This window comes from Plantibacter auratus, assembly GCF_050587365.1.
GTDB classification, from domain to species: domain Bacteria; phylum Actinomycetota; class Actinomycetes; order Actinomycetales; family Microbacteriaceae; genus Plantibacter; species Plantibacter auratus.
Window position 1 is genome coordinate 150,791 of record NZ_JBOBFV010000003.1, and the last position, 16,562, is coordinate 167,352.

The following is a 16,562-nucleotide window of genomic DNA, read 5'->3' on the forward strand; positions in this document are numbered from 1 at the left end:
TCGGGTGATCGGGGTGGTGGACTCCGACTCCTTCGTGAAGTGGGGCGCCGCCACCCTCTCCCGCGCGACCGGCTGGGACGTCGACCTCGTCCTCATCGAGAGTGACGTGTCCGCCACCGACCGGCAGGTGGACATCGCCCTGCTCCACACGGCGTTCGAGGGGAGGACCGTCCGTCGCCTGTCGCTCCGAGGACTCGTCGACCTCATCCGGACCGAGCAGCCGGACGGCGTGTTCGTCTCCACGCGTGGGCCGGTCGCCGAGGTCGTCATCTCGGAACTCCTCGCGCTCGGGCGCGCCACCCGCCCGGTGCTGCTCACCGGTCTCCCCGGCATCTCCATCCCGGCGAAGTGGAAGGGGATCTTCCTCCGCGCGCAGGCGGACGTCTTCGTCCTGCACAGCCACCGCGAGGTCGCCGCCTACCGTGAACTCGCGCTGACGCACGGGGTCGAGCCGGCGTTCGCGCTCGCGACCCTGCCGTTCCTGACGGACACGGCGACCGAGTCACCGGCCGAGCCCGCCCCGCGTACCCGGGTCGTCTTCGCCGCCCAGGCCACCGTCCCGGCCGATCGCGGCGACCGGCTCCGGATCCTGTCCTGGCTGCGGACCCTCGCGAACCGGCACCGCGACCTCGACGTCGTGATCAAGGTGCGCGGCCTCGCCGGCGACCCGCAGACCCATCACGAGCACTACCCCTTCGACACCCTCCTGACCGGTCCGACACCCGACAACCTGCGGGTCGCCACCGGGTCGATGGCGGTCCACCTCGGCCACGCGGCCGGGCTCGTCACCGTGAGTTCCACCGCCGCGATCGAGGCCATCGCGGCCGGGGTCCCGGTCATCCTGCTCGACGACTTCGGTGTGGACCCGGCACTCATCAACACCGTCTTCGAGGGCAGCGGGCTGTTGGCTTCCAAGGACGACCTCATGGCCGCCCGGTTCCGGCACCCGAACCCGGACTGGCTGCAGCAGAACTACTTCCACCCCGCCCCGGAGGACGACTGGATCCAGCGGTCGGAGGAGGCGTTCGCCGCGCGCGACCTCGGGACCCTGCCGATCCGTCCTCGGGCACGACAGAGTCGCGGCGGCATGCTCCGCACCGGTTGGGAGCGGCGTAGGGCGTTCGGGCGGGCCGACACGAGCGCGCTGGGCACAGTCGCCTTCGTCATCGGGCGGCCACTGCAGATCGCTCGCCGTCTGGTCCGTCGCGCTCGTGGCGTCCAGCCGGCCGAGCGCCAACCGATCCCCTCCCGTCGGCTCGCGCCGATCGAGACGGAGACGCCGGTGCGCGCTCCGCACGGGGCTCGTCACCGCACGGCCCGCTGACGGGAGCGCCGCTCGACCGGAGACCGGTCGGGCGACGCTCCAGGCTCAGTTGGAGCCGACCGTCACCACCGGTGCGCCCGTGGAGGTGTCGTCGGCGGGCATCTCGGCGGCCAGGCGGTTGGCCTCCTGGATGAGCGTCGCGACGATCTCCGATTCCGGCACGGTCTTGATGACCTCGCCCTTGACGAAGATCTGGCCCTTGCCGTTGCCGCTCGCGACGCCGAGGTCGGCTTCGCGTGCCTCTCCGGGGCCGTTCACGACGCAGCCCATGACGGCGACGCGCAGTGGGACGCTCATCCCCTCGAGGCCGTCGGTCACGTCGTTCGCGAGCTTGTAGACGTCGACCTGCGCGCGCCCACAGCTCGGGCAGGAGACGATCTCGAGCTTGCGCTCGCGGAGGTTCAGCGACTGCAGGATCTGCAGCCCGACCTTGATCTCCTCCGCCGGCGGCGCGGAGAGCGAGACACGGATGGTGTCGCCGATGCCCTCGGAGAGCAGGATGCCGAAGGCGGTCGCGCTCTTGATCGTGCCCTGGAAGGAGGGACCGGCCTCCGTCACGCCGAGGTGCAGCGGCCAGTCACCGCGCTCGGCGAGCAGCCGGTAGGCCTTCACCATGACGACCGGGTCGTTGTGCTTGACGGAGATCTTGAAGTCGTGGAAGTCGTGCTCCTCGAAGAGGCTCGCCTCCCAGACGGCGCTCTCGACGAGCGCTTCTGGGGTCGCCTTGCCGTACTTCTGCAGCAGCCGCGGGTCGAGGGAACCGGCGTTGACACCGATGCGGAGGGAGACGCCGGCGGCCTTCGCGCGCCGGGCGATCTCGCCGACCTGGTCGTCGAACTTCCGGATGTTGCCGGGATTGACCCGGACGGCCGCGCACCCTGCGTCGATCGCGGCGTAGACGTAGGCGGGCTGGAAGTGGATGTCGGCGATCACCGGGATCTGACTCTTCTTCGCGATGATCGGCAGCACCTCGGCGTCGTCGCGGGTCGGGACGGCCACGCGGACGATGTCGCAGCCCGAGGCCGTGAGCTCGGCGATCTGTTGGAGGGTCGCGTTGATGTTGGTCGTCTGGGTCGTCGTCATCGACTGGACGCTCACCGGGGCATCGCCGCCGACGAGCACCTTGCCGACCTTGATCTGTCGCGACTTGCGCCGCGGGCTGAGCGTCTCGGGAACCGACGGAAGACCCAGATTGATAGCTACCACGAGCCTCAGCTTACGCGCGCGACGCCCCGCAGGCTCCCCGTGAGCTGAATGCCTGCTGGGACGTCGCGATCCACGGTCAACGGGCGGGCGGTGCCTCGCGATTCGCTCGCAGGACGCCGAGCCGTTCCCGGTACTCGACCTCGTCGATGTCGCCCTGGGCGAAACGCTCGGCGAGCGTCTGCTCGGCGCTCCGCGACCCGTCCTGGCGCCAGGCCCACGGCGGGCCCTGGTGGCCGTCCGGGGACGCCCCGGACCAGGCTCGGCGACGCCACCGCCGACCGACGAGCGCGACGATGAGGACGATCACGGCGATCCAGAACGCGGGGATGAGCAGCAGCCAGAGGAGGTGGAAGCCCGGTCCGGGACCACCGGGATGCATGGCGGTCGCGGCGAGCACGATCAGGGAGGTGGACATGGAGGACTCCGTTCGTCGGGCGGACGACGACCGTCGTCCGCATCACGACCCCGAGCCTCCTCCGGATGGTGGCCGAGGGCATCCGACGACGGGACGCATCACTTGGCTCCCCTGGGAGTACGACCGCCGGTCGCTCAGACGCCGGGACTGACGAGCCCGGTCTCGTAGGCGATGACGACGAGCCGGACCCGGTCGCGCGCGGCGAGCTTCGACATGATGCGCGACACGTGGGTCTTCGCCGTGAGCGGGCTGAGGAACAGCGCCCCTCCGATCTCCTCGTTGGTGAGTCCGCGTCCGACGAGACCCAGCACCTCGCATTCGCGCTCCGTGAGCCCGGCGATCACGGCGTCGTCGAGCGGCGCGGCGATCGCTCCGGCGACCTGGGTGAGCAGCCGCCTCGTGACCCCGGGCGACAGCAGGGCGTCACCCGACGCGACCACTCGGACGGCCCGGATGAGCTCGGCCGGCTCGGTGTCCTTCACGAGGAAGCCGCTCGCGCCTGCCCGGATCGCCTGCGCGACGTACTCGTCGAGCTCGAAGGTGGTGACGACGATGATGCGGGTGGCCTCGAGCGCCGGATCCGCGACGATGGCCTCGGTGGCGGCCAGGCCGTCGCCTCCGGGCATCCTGATGTCCATGAGGACCACGTCCGGTCGTTCCCGACGGACGACGATGAGCGCCTCGTCCCCACCGGCCGCCTCACCGACGACCGCGATGTCGGGCTCCGCGTCGAGGAGGGCGCGGAATCCGCCGCGGATGAGGGCCTGGTCGTCGGCGACGACCACGCGGATCATGCGACGCCTCGGACCGGCACCCGGGCCGTGACACGGAAACCGCCGAGCGGACTCCGCCCGGTCTCGAGGGTGCCACCGAGGAGCTCGGCGCGTTCGGTCATGCCGAGGAGGCCGTTGCCGTGCTCCGCGGGGCCGGGTGGGGCACCGACTCCGTCGTCCTCCACGAGCAGGCGGTAGGTGCCGTCGACCTCGACGAGCTCGACGGAGACCCGTCCGGCCTGCGCGTGCCGGAGGACGTTCGTGACGCTCTCCTGTGCGATCCGGTACAGCGCCTGCTGCACGGCCGCGCCGGGCGTGGAGACGAGGCGCAGCTCGAGTACCGCGTCGACGCCCTGGTCTCGGAGGGACTGGACGAGGACTGGTAGTGCCTCGAGATCCGGCCCCGGTCGCCTCGGCGCGCCGGTCGTGGGATCCTGGGCCGCATCGGCACCACGGAGGACGTCGAGGAGGCCACGGACCTCGTCGAGCGACGCCTTGCTCGACCCCTTGATGTTCGTCAGAGCCTCCCTGGCACGTTCGGGCTGGGTGTCCATGAGATGCAGGCCCATGCCGGCCTGGACGGTGATCTGCGCGAGCGAGTGGGCGACCACATCGTGCAGCTCACGGGCGATGCGCACGCGCTCCTCCTGGGCGGCGGAAGCCCGACGTTCACCCTGACGCCGGCGATCCGCGTCGAGCTGTTCGCGCCGGGTGCGGAGTCCCTCGGCGAGGAGGACGGCGACGATGACGAGGGCGGTCGTGGCCCCGACGCGGAATCCCGACACCTTCCAACCGACGGCGAGCGTGACGGTCAGGGCGAGTGCCCACCCGAGTCCCAGCGACGGATAGGTCCAGCCGCGCGCTCCACGGACGATGCCGGAACCCGCGGCGAACGCCAGCGCCACGGCGGGAGGACCCCAGGTGGGACCCGTCAGCATCGAGGCGCTCGACAGTACGGCGACCGCCGCGACCGTCGGCCCGGGCGACCGCCTGGCAGCGAGCAGGCAGAGCACGCCGGCGAGTGCCAGGAGGACGGCCGAGGAACGGGACCACCCCGAGGCACCGGCACCCGGGCCGAAGGAACCGTGGAGGGCGAGCACCGCTGTCGCGGGCACCTGGACGAGGAAGGACACCACCACCGGCGCCCAGAGGCGCCAGACGGGGCGTCCGGGTCGGCGATCGCCCGGCGGCGTCCAGGGTGCCGAACCCGTCTCGACCGATGCCATCCCTGCATGCTACTCGCGGGTCGGAGCCGCCGCGTCGCCCGCACGGAGCCTGCACCGTACTCCCCGGGGAGTACGGCCGTACCGGGATGGGACGGTCCCGCGGGCTCCGGTCGCGTCGGCCTAGCCGAAGAGGTTGACCGGCTTGACGATGTCGGCGTACACGAGGAGCGCGCTCATGCCGCCGAGGACGATCACCACGCCGAAGGTGAGCGGGATGAGCTTCGCCGCGTCCACCGGTCCCGGGTCGCGACGTCGGAAGACCTTCGCGAAGCGGCGACGGATCGCCTCCCAGAGCGCTGCTGCGACGTGCCCGCCGTCGAGGGGCAGCAAGGGGATGAGGTTGAAGACGAAGAGCGCGACGTTGAGCGACCCGAGGATGCCGAACACGGTCGCCGCCTTCGACGCGACGGGGATCTCGTCGAGGCTGACCACCTCGCCCACGACCCGTCCGACGCCCACGACACTCATCGGCCCGTTGGGGTCGCGCTCGCCGGATCCGAACGCGGCCTGCCCGACGTCGATGAGTCGCTGGGGCAGGTTCAGGATGATGTTGGCGGTCCGGGCGATCGTGTCGCCGACGGTCGGCAGGATCGTGGTGACGGGCTGCGCCACCATCTGCTGCTGCGGGGTGATGCCGACGAAGCCGACCTCATGGGTCTTCGCCGAGCCGTCGGCGTTCGTGACGATCTTGCCGGTCTCGGCGTCGACGACGTCCCGCTCGAGCAGCAGCGGCGTCAGGGTGAGGTCGAGTCGCTGCTCTCCGCGGGCGACCTCGAGGGCCAACGGCTTGCCCGGCGAATCCTGCACGGCCGCGGAGATCTCGGCGAAGGTGGAGATCGGGGTGCCGTCGATCGAGAGGATCGTGTCGCCCGGCTTCAAACCCGCGGCGGCCGCCGGACCCTGCGGATCCCCAGCTGCACAGCTCTGGCGGTCGCTGGTGGACGGCAGCACGCACTCGTACACCGAGGTCAGCGTGCTGCTCTGCTGCGGGACGCCGAACCCCGACACGGCGATACCGATGAACAGGACGGCGAGGACGAGGTTCATGAACGGCCCGCCGAGCATGACGACGATCCGCTTCCAGACGGGCAACCGGTAGAAGGTGCGCTCCTCGTCGCCGGCGCCGATCGTGTCGGCACTCGCCTCCCGCGCGTCCTGGACCAGCGTGTCGAAGAAGCCGGTGCTGGCGTTCCGGGCGGCACCGCCGGGCTGCTTGGGCGGGAACATGCCGATCATCGAGATGTAGCCGCCGAGCGGGATCATCTTGACGCCGTACTCGGTCTCGCCCTTGCGGCGCGACCAGATGGTGCGACCGAAGCCGATCATGTACTGGGTGACCCGCACGCCGAACAGCTTCGCGGGCACGAGGTGACCGACCTCGTGCAGCCCGATGGACACGATGAGGCCCACGAGCACGATCACGATGCCGAGGAGGTAGAGGAGGACGGATTCCACGGCGTAACCCTACTCGCGCGGTCGGGTCACCGGCTGCACGCCGGCTGTACGGCCGCTCTGAAGCTTCCGACGATGGACGGGTAGGTCAGCCGATGCGCTGCTGCGCGCGAGCCCTCGCCCAGCGCTCCGCCTCCGCGAGCGCCTCCCGGGTGAGCTCGCCCTCGGGCGCCTCGTGGTCGTCGACGACCGCGCGGACGGTGTCGAGGATGCCGAGGTAGCCCAGCCGACCCGCGTGGAAGGCCGCAACGGCCTCCTCGTTCGCCGCGTTGAACACGGCCGGATAGGTGCGACCCTGCCCGCCCACGAGCTTGGCCAGCCGCACCGCCGGGAAGGCCTCGTGGTCGAGGGGCTCGAACGTCCACTGCTGGCGCGAGGTCCAATCGAGCGGGACGCCGACGCCTGGGACCCGGTTGGGCCAGTCGAGCCCGAGGGAGATGGGGAGCCGCATGTCGGGCGGGGAGGCCTGGGCGATGGTGGAACCGTCGATGAACTCGACCATCGAGTGGACGATCGACTGCGGGTGGACCGTCACCTCGATGCGGTCGTATGGGACGTCGAACAGCAGGTGCGCCTCGATCACCTCGAGACCCTTGTTGACGAGGGTCGCCGAGTTCGTCGTGACGACGAGACCCATGTCCCAGGTGGGGTGGGCGAGTGCCTCGGCCGGCGTGACGCCGGCGAGCGACGCGCGGTCCCGTCCGCGGAACGGTCCTCCCGAGGCGGTCAGGACGAGCCGTCGCACCTCCGTGGCGGTGCCGGATCGGAGGGCCTGGGCGATCGCGGAATGCTCGGAGTCCACGGGCACGATCTGGCCGGGTGTCGCGATCCGCCGGACGAGGTCGCCACCGACGATGAGCGACTCCTTGTTCGCGAGCGCGAGCGTCCTGCCCGTCTCGAGGGCCGCGAGGGTCGGGCCGAGCCCGATGGAGCCCGTGATGCCGTTCAGCACCACGTCGGCGTCGACGCTGCGGATGAGCCGCTCGGCGTCGGCCGCGCCCAGGGCCGTGTCGTCGACGTGGAAGGCGGCGGCCTGCTCGGCGAGGAGCTCGGCGTTCGAGCCGGCCGTCAGGCCGACGACCTCGAAGCGGTCGCGGTCACCCCTGATGACGTCGAGTGCCCGCGTGCCGATCGAGCCGGTTGATCCGAGGATGATGACGCGTCTCACGGCGGTCAGTCTACGTCGGCGGCGGTGCGGGCCGCTCAGCCCGCGGCGGGAGCCGTGGTGCTGCTCGCGTCGAGGATGTCGATGACGAACACGATGGTGTCGTCGGCCTCGATGCCCGCCTGGCTGTTGCCGCCGCTCGGTCCGTACCCGAGGTCGGGTGGGATGACGGCGATGACCTGCGATCCGATGTGCTGGCCGGCGATGGCGCTCGAGAAGCCCTTCACCACGGCGGACAGCTGGAAGTTGGTCGGTCCGTTGCCCCAGCTCTCGTCGAAGACCTCGCCGGTCCGCCAGTTCACACCCTGGTAGTTGATGATGACCTCGGCGTCGGGCTGCACCACCGCCCCGTCGCCCTGCTTGAGGACCGCGACCTGGAGATCGGCCGGAGCGGGCTCCTCGGGGATGGTGACCGTGGGTCGTCCGGCGGTGTCGAGCTCGACCGCGGGCATCCCGGCGACGGGCTCCTGCGGGACGCCGTCCGCCTTGGCGTCGCTGTGCACCGTGCTGAGGACGTCGGCCACGACGACCAGCGGCTGGTCGGCCTGGACCGTGCCGTCGCTCGACCCTGCGGAACCGAACCCGTCGCCCGCCGTGACGAACGCCGCGACGCGGGATCCGACGTTCGTGCACTCGACGGCGCGGACGAGGCCCTTCAGGTACTTCTGGTCGTTGACCACGATCGCCGTCGCCGGGCTCGCACCGTAGGCGGTCTGCGCGACGATCGACCCGGTCACGGCGTTGTAGATCGACATCTCGACGAACGTCGTGTCGCCGGGATCGACCCGCTCTCCGTCGCCCTTGGCCACGATCGTGCGTTCGGTCGTGTCTGCGGCGAGGGTGCCCTTCGCGAAGGTGACCTCGGGGATCGAGCCGAAGTCGCCACTGACGCTGATGGCCTTGGACGCCTTGCCTGCGCTCGTGTCGGCGCACTCCCCCGGACTGGGAAGCGCTTGCGACTGCGACGTCGCCGAACTGCACGCGGTCAGCGACACGAGGGACGCGATGACGGCCAGAAGGCAGAGGCTCTTGCGCACAGGGGAACTTTCGGTCGTTGCTGAGGGGTCGGTCCAGTTTCACCCACCAGGCTCCATGCTGGCTGACAGCGCGCCGAACATCCGCGGTGGGTGGTCACACGTGAGTATGCCGGGTCGCGCATGCGTCGCCGGGTACAGTCGTGCGCATGGCCGATGAGGAGCAGACGCAGCGACGCGCCCAGGAACCCTCCGACCAGACCACGGTCGAACCGTCGACGGACGACACGGTGTCCACGCCCTCGAAACCGGGTGTCGTCTACTACTTCGGACGAGCCGTCCTGAACACGACGGCGAAGCTGCTCTACCGCCCCAAGATCATCGGTCGGAAGAACGTCCCGAAGCGTGGGCCGGTCATCCTGGCGAGCAACCACCTCTCGTTCATCGACAGCATCGCGATCCCGATCAGCGCGCCACGACGGGTGCAGTTCCTGGCGAAGTCCGATTACTTCACCGGACGCGGTCTGAAGGGCTGGGTCTCGCGCACCTTCTTCACCTCGATCGGCGCGGTCGGGGTCGAACGTGGCGTCGGACAGGCGGCGCAGGAGGCGCTCGACCAGGGACGCCGGATCCTCGAGAGCGGCGAGGCCTTCGCCATCTACCCCGAGGGCACCCGGTCGCTCGACGGACGGTTGTACCGCGGCAGGACCGGTGTCGCCTGGCTGGCACTCACCACGGGCGCGACGGTCGTCCCGGTGGGCCTCATCGGCACCGACGACCTCATGCCGGTGGGCACCACGATCCCGAAGTTCAAACCGGTCACGGTGATCTTCGGAGAACCCATCGACGTGAGCCACCATGGACCGGCGACCTCAGGACGCGCCAGACGCAAGGCGACGGACGAGATCATGGCGGCGATCCACGCCCTCACTGGCCAGGAGCTCGCGAACGCCTACAACGAGTCGCCGCCCGCCGACACCGTCGAGCGCATCAAGCGCGCCTTCCGCCCGGAACGGCTCTGAGCCGCGGCGTCCGTCCACTCCTCAGGTGGTCGTCGCGACGACGATCGTCGGTTCATGACGGACCGGGAAGTTCACCGAGTTGGCGATGAAGCACAGCTCGTTCGCGCGGGCGTGTCCTGCGCGCGCCGCCTCGACCATCGACGCATCGGCGACCGTGACCTGCGGACGCAGGACCACCTCCGTGAACGCACCGCTGCCCGCGCCGTCCTCCACCATGGTCCCGACGGCGTCGTCCGTGTAGGCCGTCACCACGACACCGAGGGTCACGGCGACGTGCAGGTAGGACAGGAGATGGCACTGGGCGAGGGCCGCGAGGAGCAGCTCCTCGGGGTTCCATCGACCCGGGTCGCCGCGGAACGGTTTGTCGGCCGAGCCCTCGAGGTCGTGCTTCCCGGCGGCCGTCACCGTGAGCTCCCGGGAGTAGTCCCGGTACCCGCTCGTGCCCGTCCCGAGGTCTCCGTCCCAGCGGACGCCGATGGTGTAGTCGTGGTGGCCCGTGATCATGCCACCAGTATCCCACTGGCCTCTCCGCCGCGGCCCGCGTTCGCGGCCCCGCTGTCGGGAGGTCGCGCTACGCTGGAGGACTATGACTGACACGCTCGACACCACGGACCAGACGACCGCCTCCGCCCCCAGCGTGACGCAGGAGCGTCGCATCGTGACGGCCGTCCCGGGCCCGCGCTCGCAGGCGCTGCACGCCCGCCGGACCGCGGTCGTGTCCGATGGCGTATCGAGTGTCCTCCCGGTGTACATCGAGCGCGCGCACGGCGCGATCGTCGTCGACGTCGACGGCAACCAGTTCATCGACCTCGGTGCCGGTATCGGTGTCACCACCATCGGCCACACGGAGTCCTCCGTGGTCGGCGCCGTCCAGGACCAGGCGGCCGACGTCCTGCACACCCTGTTCACGATCACCCCCTACGAGGAGTACGTGCGCGTCGCGGAGCTGCTCGCCGAGCACACCCCGGGCGACTTCGCGAAGAAGTCGGTGCTCGTGAACTCGGGCGCCGAGGCGGTCGAGAACGGCGTGAAGATCGCTCGCAAGTACACCGGTCGGCGGGCTGTCGCGGTGCTCGACCACGGCTACCACGGTCGCACCAACCTGACCATGGCGATGAACTACAAGGCCGCCCCCTACGCGACCGGCTACGGTCCGTTCGCCGGCGACGTCTACCACGCCCCCAACTCCTACCCCTACCACGACGGCCTGTCCGGAGCTGCGGCTGCGACCCGCACCATCGCCTACCTCGAGAAGCGCATCGGTGCCACCGACCTCGCATGCCTCGTCGTCGAGCCGATCCAGGGCGAGGGCGGCTTCGTCGTCCCCGCGGAGGGCTACCTCCCCGCGCTCCAGGAGTGGTGCACGGCCAACGGCGTCGTGTTCATCGCCGACGAGATCCAGAGCGGCATGGCGCGCACCGGCGAGTACTTCGCGAGCTCGCACTTCGGCCTCGTCCCCGACCTCGTGCTGAGCGCGAAGGGCATCGCCGGCGGTCTGCCGCTCGCGGCGGTCACGGGGCGCGCCGAGATCATGGACGCCAGCCAGCCCGGCGGGCTCGGTGGCACCTTCGGCGGTAACCCCGTCGCGTGTGCCGCGTCGGTCGCGGTCTTCGAGTCGATCGAGTCGCGCGGTCTGCTGGCCGAAGCGGATCGCATCGGTGCCACCCTGACGGCGGCGCTGCTCGAGCTCCAGGGCAAGTACGACATCATCGGCGACGTCCGCGGCATCGGCGCGATGATCGCGATGGAACTCGTCCAGCCGGGTACCGCCTCGACGACGAAGGAGCCCAACCCGGCCGCCGTCAGCGCCATCGCCGCAGCCGCCGCGCAGCAGGGCGTGCTCGTCCTCACCGCCGGCACCTACGGCAACGTCCTCCGTTTCCTCCCGAGCCTCGCCGTCTCCGACGAGCTCATCGCGGACGCGATGACGGTCATCGATCAGGCGCTCGCAGCACTGTGAGCACGGCGGTCCCCCAGACCTTCGGCGTCGCGGACGCGGTGGAGCTGGCTGTCGTCGAGCGCAGCGGCTTCATCGAGTCACGACACGCCGGATCGGCGATCGTCCTCGGTCCGGAGGGCGAGGTCCTCGCGAGCCTCGGAGCACCGGACGCTCCGGTCTTCCCCCGCTCGTGCCTCAAGCCCTTCCAGGCGATCACGATCATGAACGCCGGGGTGTCCCTCGAGGGCGCTCAGGCCGTGCTCGCGACCGCGAGCCATGCGGGCACCCGCAAGCACGTCCAGGTCGTGCGCAGCATGCTCGGCCGGGCTCGGATCGAGGACTCGGCGTTGCAGTGCCCGGCCGATTGGCCCGGTGATCGCGCGTCCCGCGACGAGCTGGTCCGGGACGGCCTCGGCACGAGCCCCCTGTACATGAACTGCTCCGGGAAGCACGCGGCCATGCTGCTCGCCTGCGCGCAGAACGGGTGGGACCAGGCGACGTACCTCGAACCCGACCATCCGTTGCAGCTCGCCGTCCGCGACACCGTCGAGCGCTTCACCGGCGAGAAGCCCGCCGCCAGCGGGGTCGACGGCTGCGGGGCGCCGGTGTACGCCGTCTCCCTGACCGGACTCGCACGTGGCATCGGACGCGTCGTCAACTCCTCCCCCACCTCGCCGTTCGCCCTGTACCGGAACGCCGGGCTGCTCACTGCGGCGGTGCTCGCCAACGGCTGGGCACTCGATGGACCCGGTCGGGCGAACACGCTCGTCATCGAACGCCTCGGCCTGTTCGCGAAGCTCGGTGCGGAAGGCGTGATGGTCATGTCGGCACCCGGCGGCGCGACCGTCGCGCTCAAGGTCCTCGACGGCTCGCTCCGGGCCTCGACGATCATCGCCCTCCGTCTACTCGTCTCGGTCGGAGCACTCGATGCGGCCGCCGTCGACGCCCTCGAACCGGAACTCGACCTGGCCATCCACGGCGGAGCCGCCGTCGTCGGCCGGATCGCCGTCACCGCGGTCTGACCGCCCGGCCGACAGCCTCGGCGGCTTCGGGTCAGGAGCCGAGCAGGTCCACACGCATCGCCTCCTGTCCGGCCCGCCACCACCAAGCACGGCCGCTCGCATAGCCGAGGAGCGGGGGGAGTTCACGGCTCCTGGTCGCCTGCCGGAAGTCGGCGGCGGAGCAGCCGTGGACCACCAGGTCGGCACCGGCTGTGCTCGGCGGAAGGTCTCGCCCGACGACCAACCGGCCCGACAGCCACGTCTCGGGGTCGACGAGGACGACGATCGCGGCGTCGTCCTCCAGGACGTCGCTCTCGACGCCCGCGACGCCCGCGAGCGGTGCGGACGGGAACAGCTGCGCTGCCGGTTCGATGAGCCGCACGCGTCGCTCCGTCCCGGTCGAGCGCTGCAGCATCGCCCGGACCGCTCCGGTCGCGCGCGTGACGATGACGGTCGCGCGTTGCGGGCTCGGTCGCCAGCGGTGGACCCCGGGCGCAGAGGACGGTGACGCCGGCGACGGTGGAGCGAGCGCGATCTGCACTTCCGAGTCCTGCCAGTGCGCGCGGCCGGCGGGTCGGCGTGGATCGAAGCAGGAGGCGGGTGCGCCGGCGACGAGATGATCCTGCCGATCGGCGAGGCGGAGGACGAGCGTGCTGCTCAGCTGAGCCGAGAACCGGTGGACCACACCACCGAGCCGGGAGGCGACGAGGACGACGCTGATCCCGCGGCGTCCCCCGTCTCGAAGCAGGCCGAGCAGTGCATCGCGGAGGGCGGCGCCGTGCTCGTCCCCGGCGGTCGCGAGGAGCGACTCCACGTCGTCGACCAGCAGGAGGGTGCGCTCGGTCGGGCGGAGCGGATCCGACAGCGCCATGACGGTGTCCCAGGCCTGCTCGGCATCCTGGCCGACGCGCTCCACGCGGAAGCGATCGCGCGCGCCGACCTCGAGCGTGTCCAGCAGGGTCGTTCGACCGGAACGTCCGGTGCCGAGCACCAGCAGCGAGCCGTCGTGCTCCGGACACCACACCGCGGGGCGTTGTGCCTGCTCCTCGGGGAGGTCCGCGAGGCCGAACACGATGCCCTCCCCGGGAGGACAGTCGACACCGGTGCTCTCCGAGCCTCCGGCACGTCCCGCCTCGATCGCCGAGACAGCGCTCAAGGCCAGGCGTGCCGGCAGGGGGTCGAGCCATGGTCGCCGAGGTGCAGGCGCGTCGCGCCAGCGCTCACGGACCGCGAGGATGTCGTCGGACGTGGTGACCGCGGACTGGAACACGAGTCGTCGGTCGCCGTTCCAGACGATGCAGCGGCCCGGCGTTCCGGCCGGGATCGCGGCCGCATCGGGCACACCGAGGATCGCGGCGCTGTCGGGGCGCGAGGTGACCCGGAGCGAGAGGCGGAGCGTGCAGTTCGCGAGGATGGCGTCGGCGGCGACCGCCGCAGGACGCTGACTGCAGAGGATCAGATGCAGGCCGAGTGATCGCCCGCGGGCCGCGAGGTCGGCGAACACCTGATGGAGGTGCGGGCTCGCGTCGAGCAGTGCCTGGAACTCGTCGACGACGACGACGAGCCGTGCCGGGCGATGCTCCGGCAGGAGCACGGGGTCGAGCAGGTGCCGCGCCCCGTGTCCGGCGAGCACACGCTCGCGGTGGCGCAGCTCGGCACGCAGACTCGACACGACGCGGTCCGCCGCTCCCGGTTCGAGGTCGGTCACCATCCCGACCACGTGCGGCAGAGTCTCCACCGCTTGGAAGGAGGCGCCGCCCTTGCAGTCGACGAGGAGCAGGGAGAGCTCCTGCGGTGAGCACTGCGCGGCGAGAGCCGTGATCCAGGTGATGAGCAGCTCGCTCTTGCCGCTCCCGGTCGTGCCGCCGACCAGTGCATGGGGTCCGTCCGCTCCGAGGTCCAGCAGCTGCACGCCCTCGACGCCGGTGCCGACGGCGACCCGGAGCGCATCGGGCCGCCAGTCGGATCCCACCGACGGGCGACGGCCCCGCACCGGATGCACCTGCGCGAAGGCGACGTCGGTCGGCAGACTCGAGAGGGTCGGCGACTCCCCCGTCGTGAGTGCGGCGGCGGAGAGCGCCTCGACGACGTGTTCCGCTTCGGCCTCCGCGAGCAGGGTTGGCGACACCGGCACGGACGTGGAGGCGCCGGTACCGTCGGCGAGGACGGTCTGGCCGTCGGTATCGAGGACGAGCAGGTGTCGGCAGCGGGTGGGGATGAGCTCGACAGTGTCGGACAGGGCGACGAGTACACCGCCGGTCGGCGGGCGTCCTCCCGATCGCCCCGCGGCGGACCCGACCGCTTCCCAGCGTTCGACGACCGAGACGAGGGTCGGCTCCGCCGGTCGCCCACCGGGCATCGGGTCGGCGGGGTCCGAGACCGCACGGTGCGGGAGGTCCTCGAGGAACGCCCAGGTGCGGTCGTCGGGAGCCGCGGGCTCACCGGAGAACTGCGCTGCCTGCGGCGGGAGCTGTCGGGCGAGCTGCAGGAGGATGCTGCGGGCCACCGCGCGCGCGAACACCCTCCCACCGACGATGCCGATCCCCTCGACCGCCTCGACCACGACCGGCGCCTCGGACAGCCGTGCCGCCCAATCCCATCGGTCGTCGTCCGCCCCCGCGTCCACTCGGACGGCACTCCTCGTCTCCCCTCGCCCGACGCAGACGAGCGTGCGGCGGGCCTCCGGTACCCGCCACCTGGCACGATCGGGTCCGTCGATGACCCCGAGGAGCCGACCGGCAGGGTGGAGTGCTCGCAGTTCCTCGAGTTCCTCGACGTGTGCTCGCGCGATGTCCTGCTCCAGCTCCTGCGCCGCAGCGTCATACGCCGCGCGCGCCCGCCGTCCGCGCCGACGTCTGGTCCAGCGTGCGTCGATGTAGCCGGCGACGGCGATGAGGGGCCCGAGCGCGGCGAAGACGAGGGTCACGGGTGAGCCGGTGATCGCGAACAGGGCGACCGACCCGACGACCGGGGCGAGACTTGCGAGGATCGGGAGCGACCCGGTGTGCGGCTCTGCCGGCGGGCTGGGGGCACGGAGGCGGGCCGGCGTCGTCGCGGGCCGGTGCGAGGTGGTCGCGGAGGGCGTCACGTCCGAAGGGCTCATGGCTCCAGTGGAGCACTCTGCGGCCCTGACCGGCTGACGGGACGGTCCGACCGGGCGTGAAGCCCGCGCGAGCAGCGGCTGTGGAGCGGGCTCAGGAGGCGGGCTGCTCGACGCTCTCGTCGACCGCTGCGATGTCGAGCACGATGACCGAGACGTTGTCGCGTCCGCCGTTGTCGAGGGCGGCACGCAGGAGAAGTTCGGCCGCGTCGACCGGCGTGGCCCCCTCGGTCAGGAAGTACCAGATCCCGTGGTCGGTGAGTTCCTTCGTGAGCCCGTCCGAGCAGACGAGCCATCGGGCACCGGTCTCGATCGGGAAGAGCTCGACGTCAGGTACGGGGTCGTCCGACGGTCCGACGGCCCGGGTGATCATGTTGCTGTTCGGGTGGAACTCCGCCTCCTCAGGGCTGATCGCTCCCGCGCGGATCAGCTCCTGGACGATCGAGTGGTCTTCGGTGACCTGGACCAGCTCGCCGTCCTGCAGCCGGTACACCCTGGAGTCGCCGATGTTGAAGACCGCGACGCGACCCTCGCCCTCGTCGGCCGTCAGCACGACACCGGTGACGGTGGTGCCCATGCCGAGTTCGCCCTCCTCCGCGGTGTCGATCATGTCCGCGACGGCCATGCGCAGCGCGTCGACGAGGCCGTCGACGGTGAGGATCTCGGCTCCCTCGGTGGCCTTGGTCAGGCGGTGCGCGACCGCGGCACTCGCGACCTCGCCGGCGGAGTGCCCACCCATGCCGTCGGCCACGGCGAACACGGGAGGGAGCGCCACGAAGGCGTCCTCGTTCAACTCGCGTCGCTTGCCGACATCGGTCATGCCGGCCCACGCGAGTGAGACTCGACGCCCGCCGGGCAGCGTGACGATCCGTTGCCCGTGCTCGGTCACGTCTGCTCCTCTAATACGGCTGGCGGTGGCTGATGCACCCTCGACGATAGTACGGTACCGGCCGACCGCAGGACCG

At 71.0% G+C, this 16,562-nt stretch carries 14 protein-coding genes; 4 read left to right on the forward strand and 10 right to left on the reverse strand.

Annotation, left to right across the window (positions count from 1 at the left end):
* The first annotated feature begins 16 nt into the window (after window positions 1–16).
* Window positions 17–1,324, forward strand: coding sequence for a DUF6716 putative glycosyltransferase (locus ACQ3HE_RS13675; protein ID WP_430893160.1), 1,308 nt, complete (start codon window positions 17–19; stop codon window positions 1,322–1,324).
* A 45-nt stretch (window positions 1,325–1,369) separates the two neighbouring features.
* On the opposite strand, the gene ispG is transcribed toward ACQ3HE_RS13675, so the two are convergent.
* From ispG to ACQ3HE_RS13710, 7 genes are all read right to left on the reverse strand, one after another.
* Window positions 1,370–2,530: a flavodoxin-dependent (E)-4-hydroxy-3-methylbut-2-enyl-diphosphate synthase gene (gene ispG, locus ACQ3HE_RS13680; protein WP_064295337.1), complete on the reverse strand. Its 1,161-nt coding sequence runs from the start codon at window positions 2,528–2,530 to the stop codon at window positions 1,370–1,372.
* Between the two features lie 76 nt (window positions 2,531–2,606).
* Window positions 2,607–2,945, reverse strand: a complete 339-nt coding sequence (locus tag ACQ3HE_RS13685; protein ID WP_138944658.1) for an SHOCT domain-containing protein — start codon at window positions 2,943–2,945, stop codon at window positions 2,607–2,609.
* Between the two features lie 134 nt (window positions 2,946–3,079).
* Window positions 3,080–3,739, reverse strand: a complete 660-nt coding sequence (locus ACQ3HE_RS13690) for a response regulator transcription factor (RefSeq protein WP_430893161.1) — start codon at window positions 3,737–3,739, stop codon at window positions 3,080–3,082.
* Entirely contained in the window at window positions 3,736–4,944 is a 1,209-nt protein-coding gene (locus tag ACQ3HE_RS13695; protein ID WP_430893162.1) for a sensor histidine kinase, read from the reverse strand. Before ACQ3HE_RS13695 ends, ACQ3HE_RS13690 begins: the two co-directional genes overlap by 4 nt.
* Before the next feature lie 120 nt (window positions 4,945–5,064).
* A complete protein-coding gene (locus tag ACQ3HE_RS13700) occupies window positions 5,065–6,399 on the reverse strand; it encodes a M50 family metallopeptidase (protein WP_079707172.1) in 1,335 nt (444 codons plus the stop codon).
* Between the two features lie 85 nt (window positions 6,400–6,484).
* Window positions 6,485–7,564 carry a 1-deoxy-D-xylulose-5-phosphate reductoisomerase gene (locus tag ACQ3HE_RS13705; RefSeq protein ID WP_430893163.1) on the reverse strand — a complete coding sequence of 360 codons (1,080 nt, stop codon included), beginning with the start codon at window positions 7,562–7,564 and terminating at the stop codon, window positions 6,485–6,487.
* A 35-nt stretch (window positions 7,565–7,599) separates the two neighbouring features.
* Window positions 7,600–8,598, reverse strand: a complete 999-nt coding sequence (locus tag ACQ3HE_RS13710; RefSeq protein ID WP_079707174.1) for an FKBP-type peptidyl-prolyl cis-trans isomerase — start codon at window positions 8,596–8,598, stop codon at window positions 7,600–7,602.
* Between the two features lie 146 nt (window positions 8,599–8,744).
* Between ACQ3HE_RS13710 and ACQ3HE_RS13715 the strand changes: the two genes are divergently transcribed.
* Window positions 8,745–9,557 (forward strand): lysophospholipid acyltransferase family protein, encoded by an 813-nt coding sequence (locus tag ACQ3HE_RS13715; protein ID WP_159879177.1) that lies wholly within the window; start codon window positions 8,745–8,747, stop codon window positions 9,555–9,557.
* A gap of 21 nt (window positions 9,558–9,578) precedes the next feature.
* Here the strand turns inward: ACQ3HE_RS13715 and ACQ3HE_RS13720 are convergent, their stop codons facing one another.
* Complete coding sequence (locus ACQ3HE_RS13720; protein WP_086473942.1) at window positions 9,579–10,061, reverse strand: OsmC family protein; 483 nt, start codon at window positions 10,059–10,061, stop codon at window positions 9,579–9,581.
* An 82-nt stretch (window positions 10,062–10,143) separates the two neighbouring features.
* Here ACQ3HE_RS13720 and gabT point away from each other — a divergent pair, with 82 nt between their 5' ends.
* The gene (gabT, locus tag ACQ3HE_RS13725) at window positions 10,144–11,517 is read left to right on the forward strand and encodes a 4-aminobutyrate--2-oxoglutarate transaminase (RefSeq protein WP_430893164.1); all 1,374 of its coding nucleotides are present in this window, start codon (window positions 10,144–10,146) and stop codon (window positions 11,515–11,517) included.
* Window positions 11,514–12,518 carry an asparaginase gene (locus ACQ3HE_RS13730; protein ID WP_430893165.1) on the forward strand — a complete coding sequence of 335 codons (1,005 nt, stop codon included), beginning with the start codon at window positions 11,514–11,516 and terminating at the stop codon, window positions 12,516–12,518. Before gabT ends, ACQ3HE_RS13730 begins: the two co-directional genes overlap by 4 nt.
* A 31-nt stretch (window positions 12,519–12,549) precedes the next feature.
* On the opposite strand, the gene ACQ3HE_RS13735 is transcribed toward ACQ3HE_RS13730, so the two are convergent.
* Together ACQ3HE_RS13735 and ACQ3HE_RS13740 are read right to left on the reverse strand one after the other, a co-directional pair.
* Window positions 12,550–15,600, reverse strand: coding sequence for an FtsK/SpoIIIE domain-containing protein (locus ACQ3HE_RS13735; RefSeq protein ID WP_430893166.1), 3,051 nt, complete (start codon window positions 15,598–15,600; stop codon window positions 12,550–12,552).
* Window positions 15,601–15,691: 91 nt separating this feature from the next.
* Window positions 15,692–16,486 (reverse strand): PP2C family protein-serine/threonine phosphatase, encoded by a 795-nt coding sequence (locus tag ACQ3HE_RS13740; protein ID WP_229939081.1) that lies wholly within the window; start codon window positions 16,484–16,486, stop codon window positions 15,692–15,694.
* Window positions 16,487–16,562 lie beyond the last annotated feature (76 nt).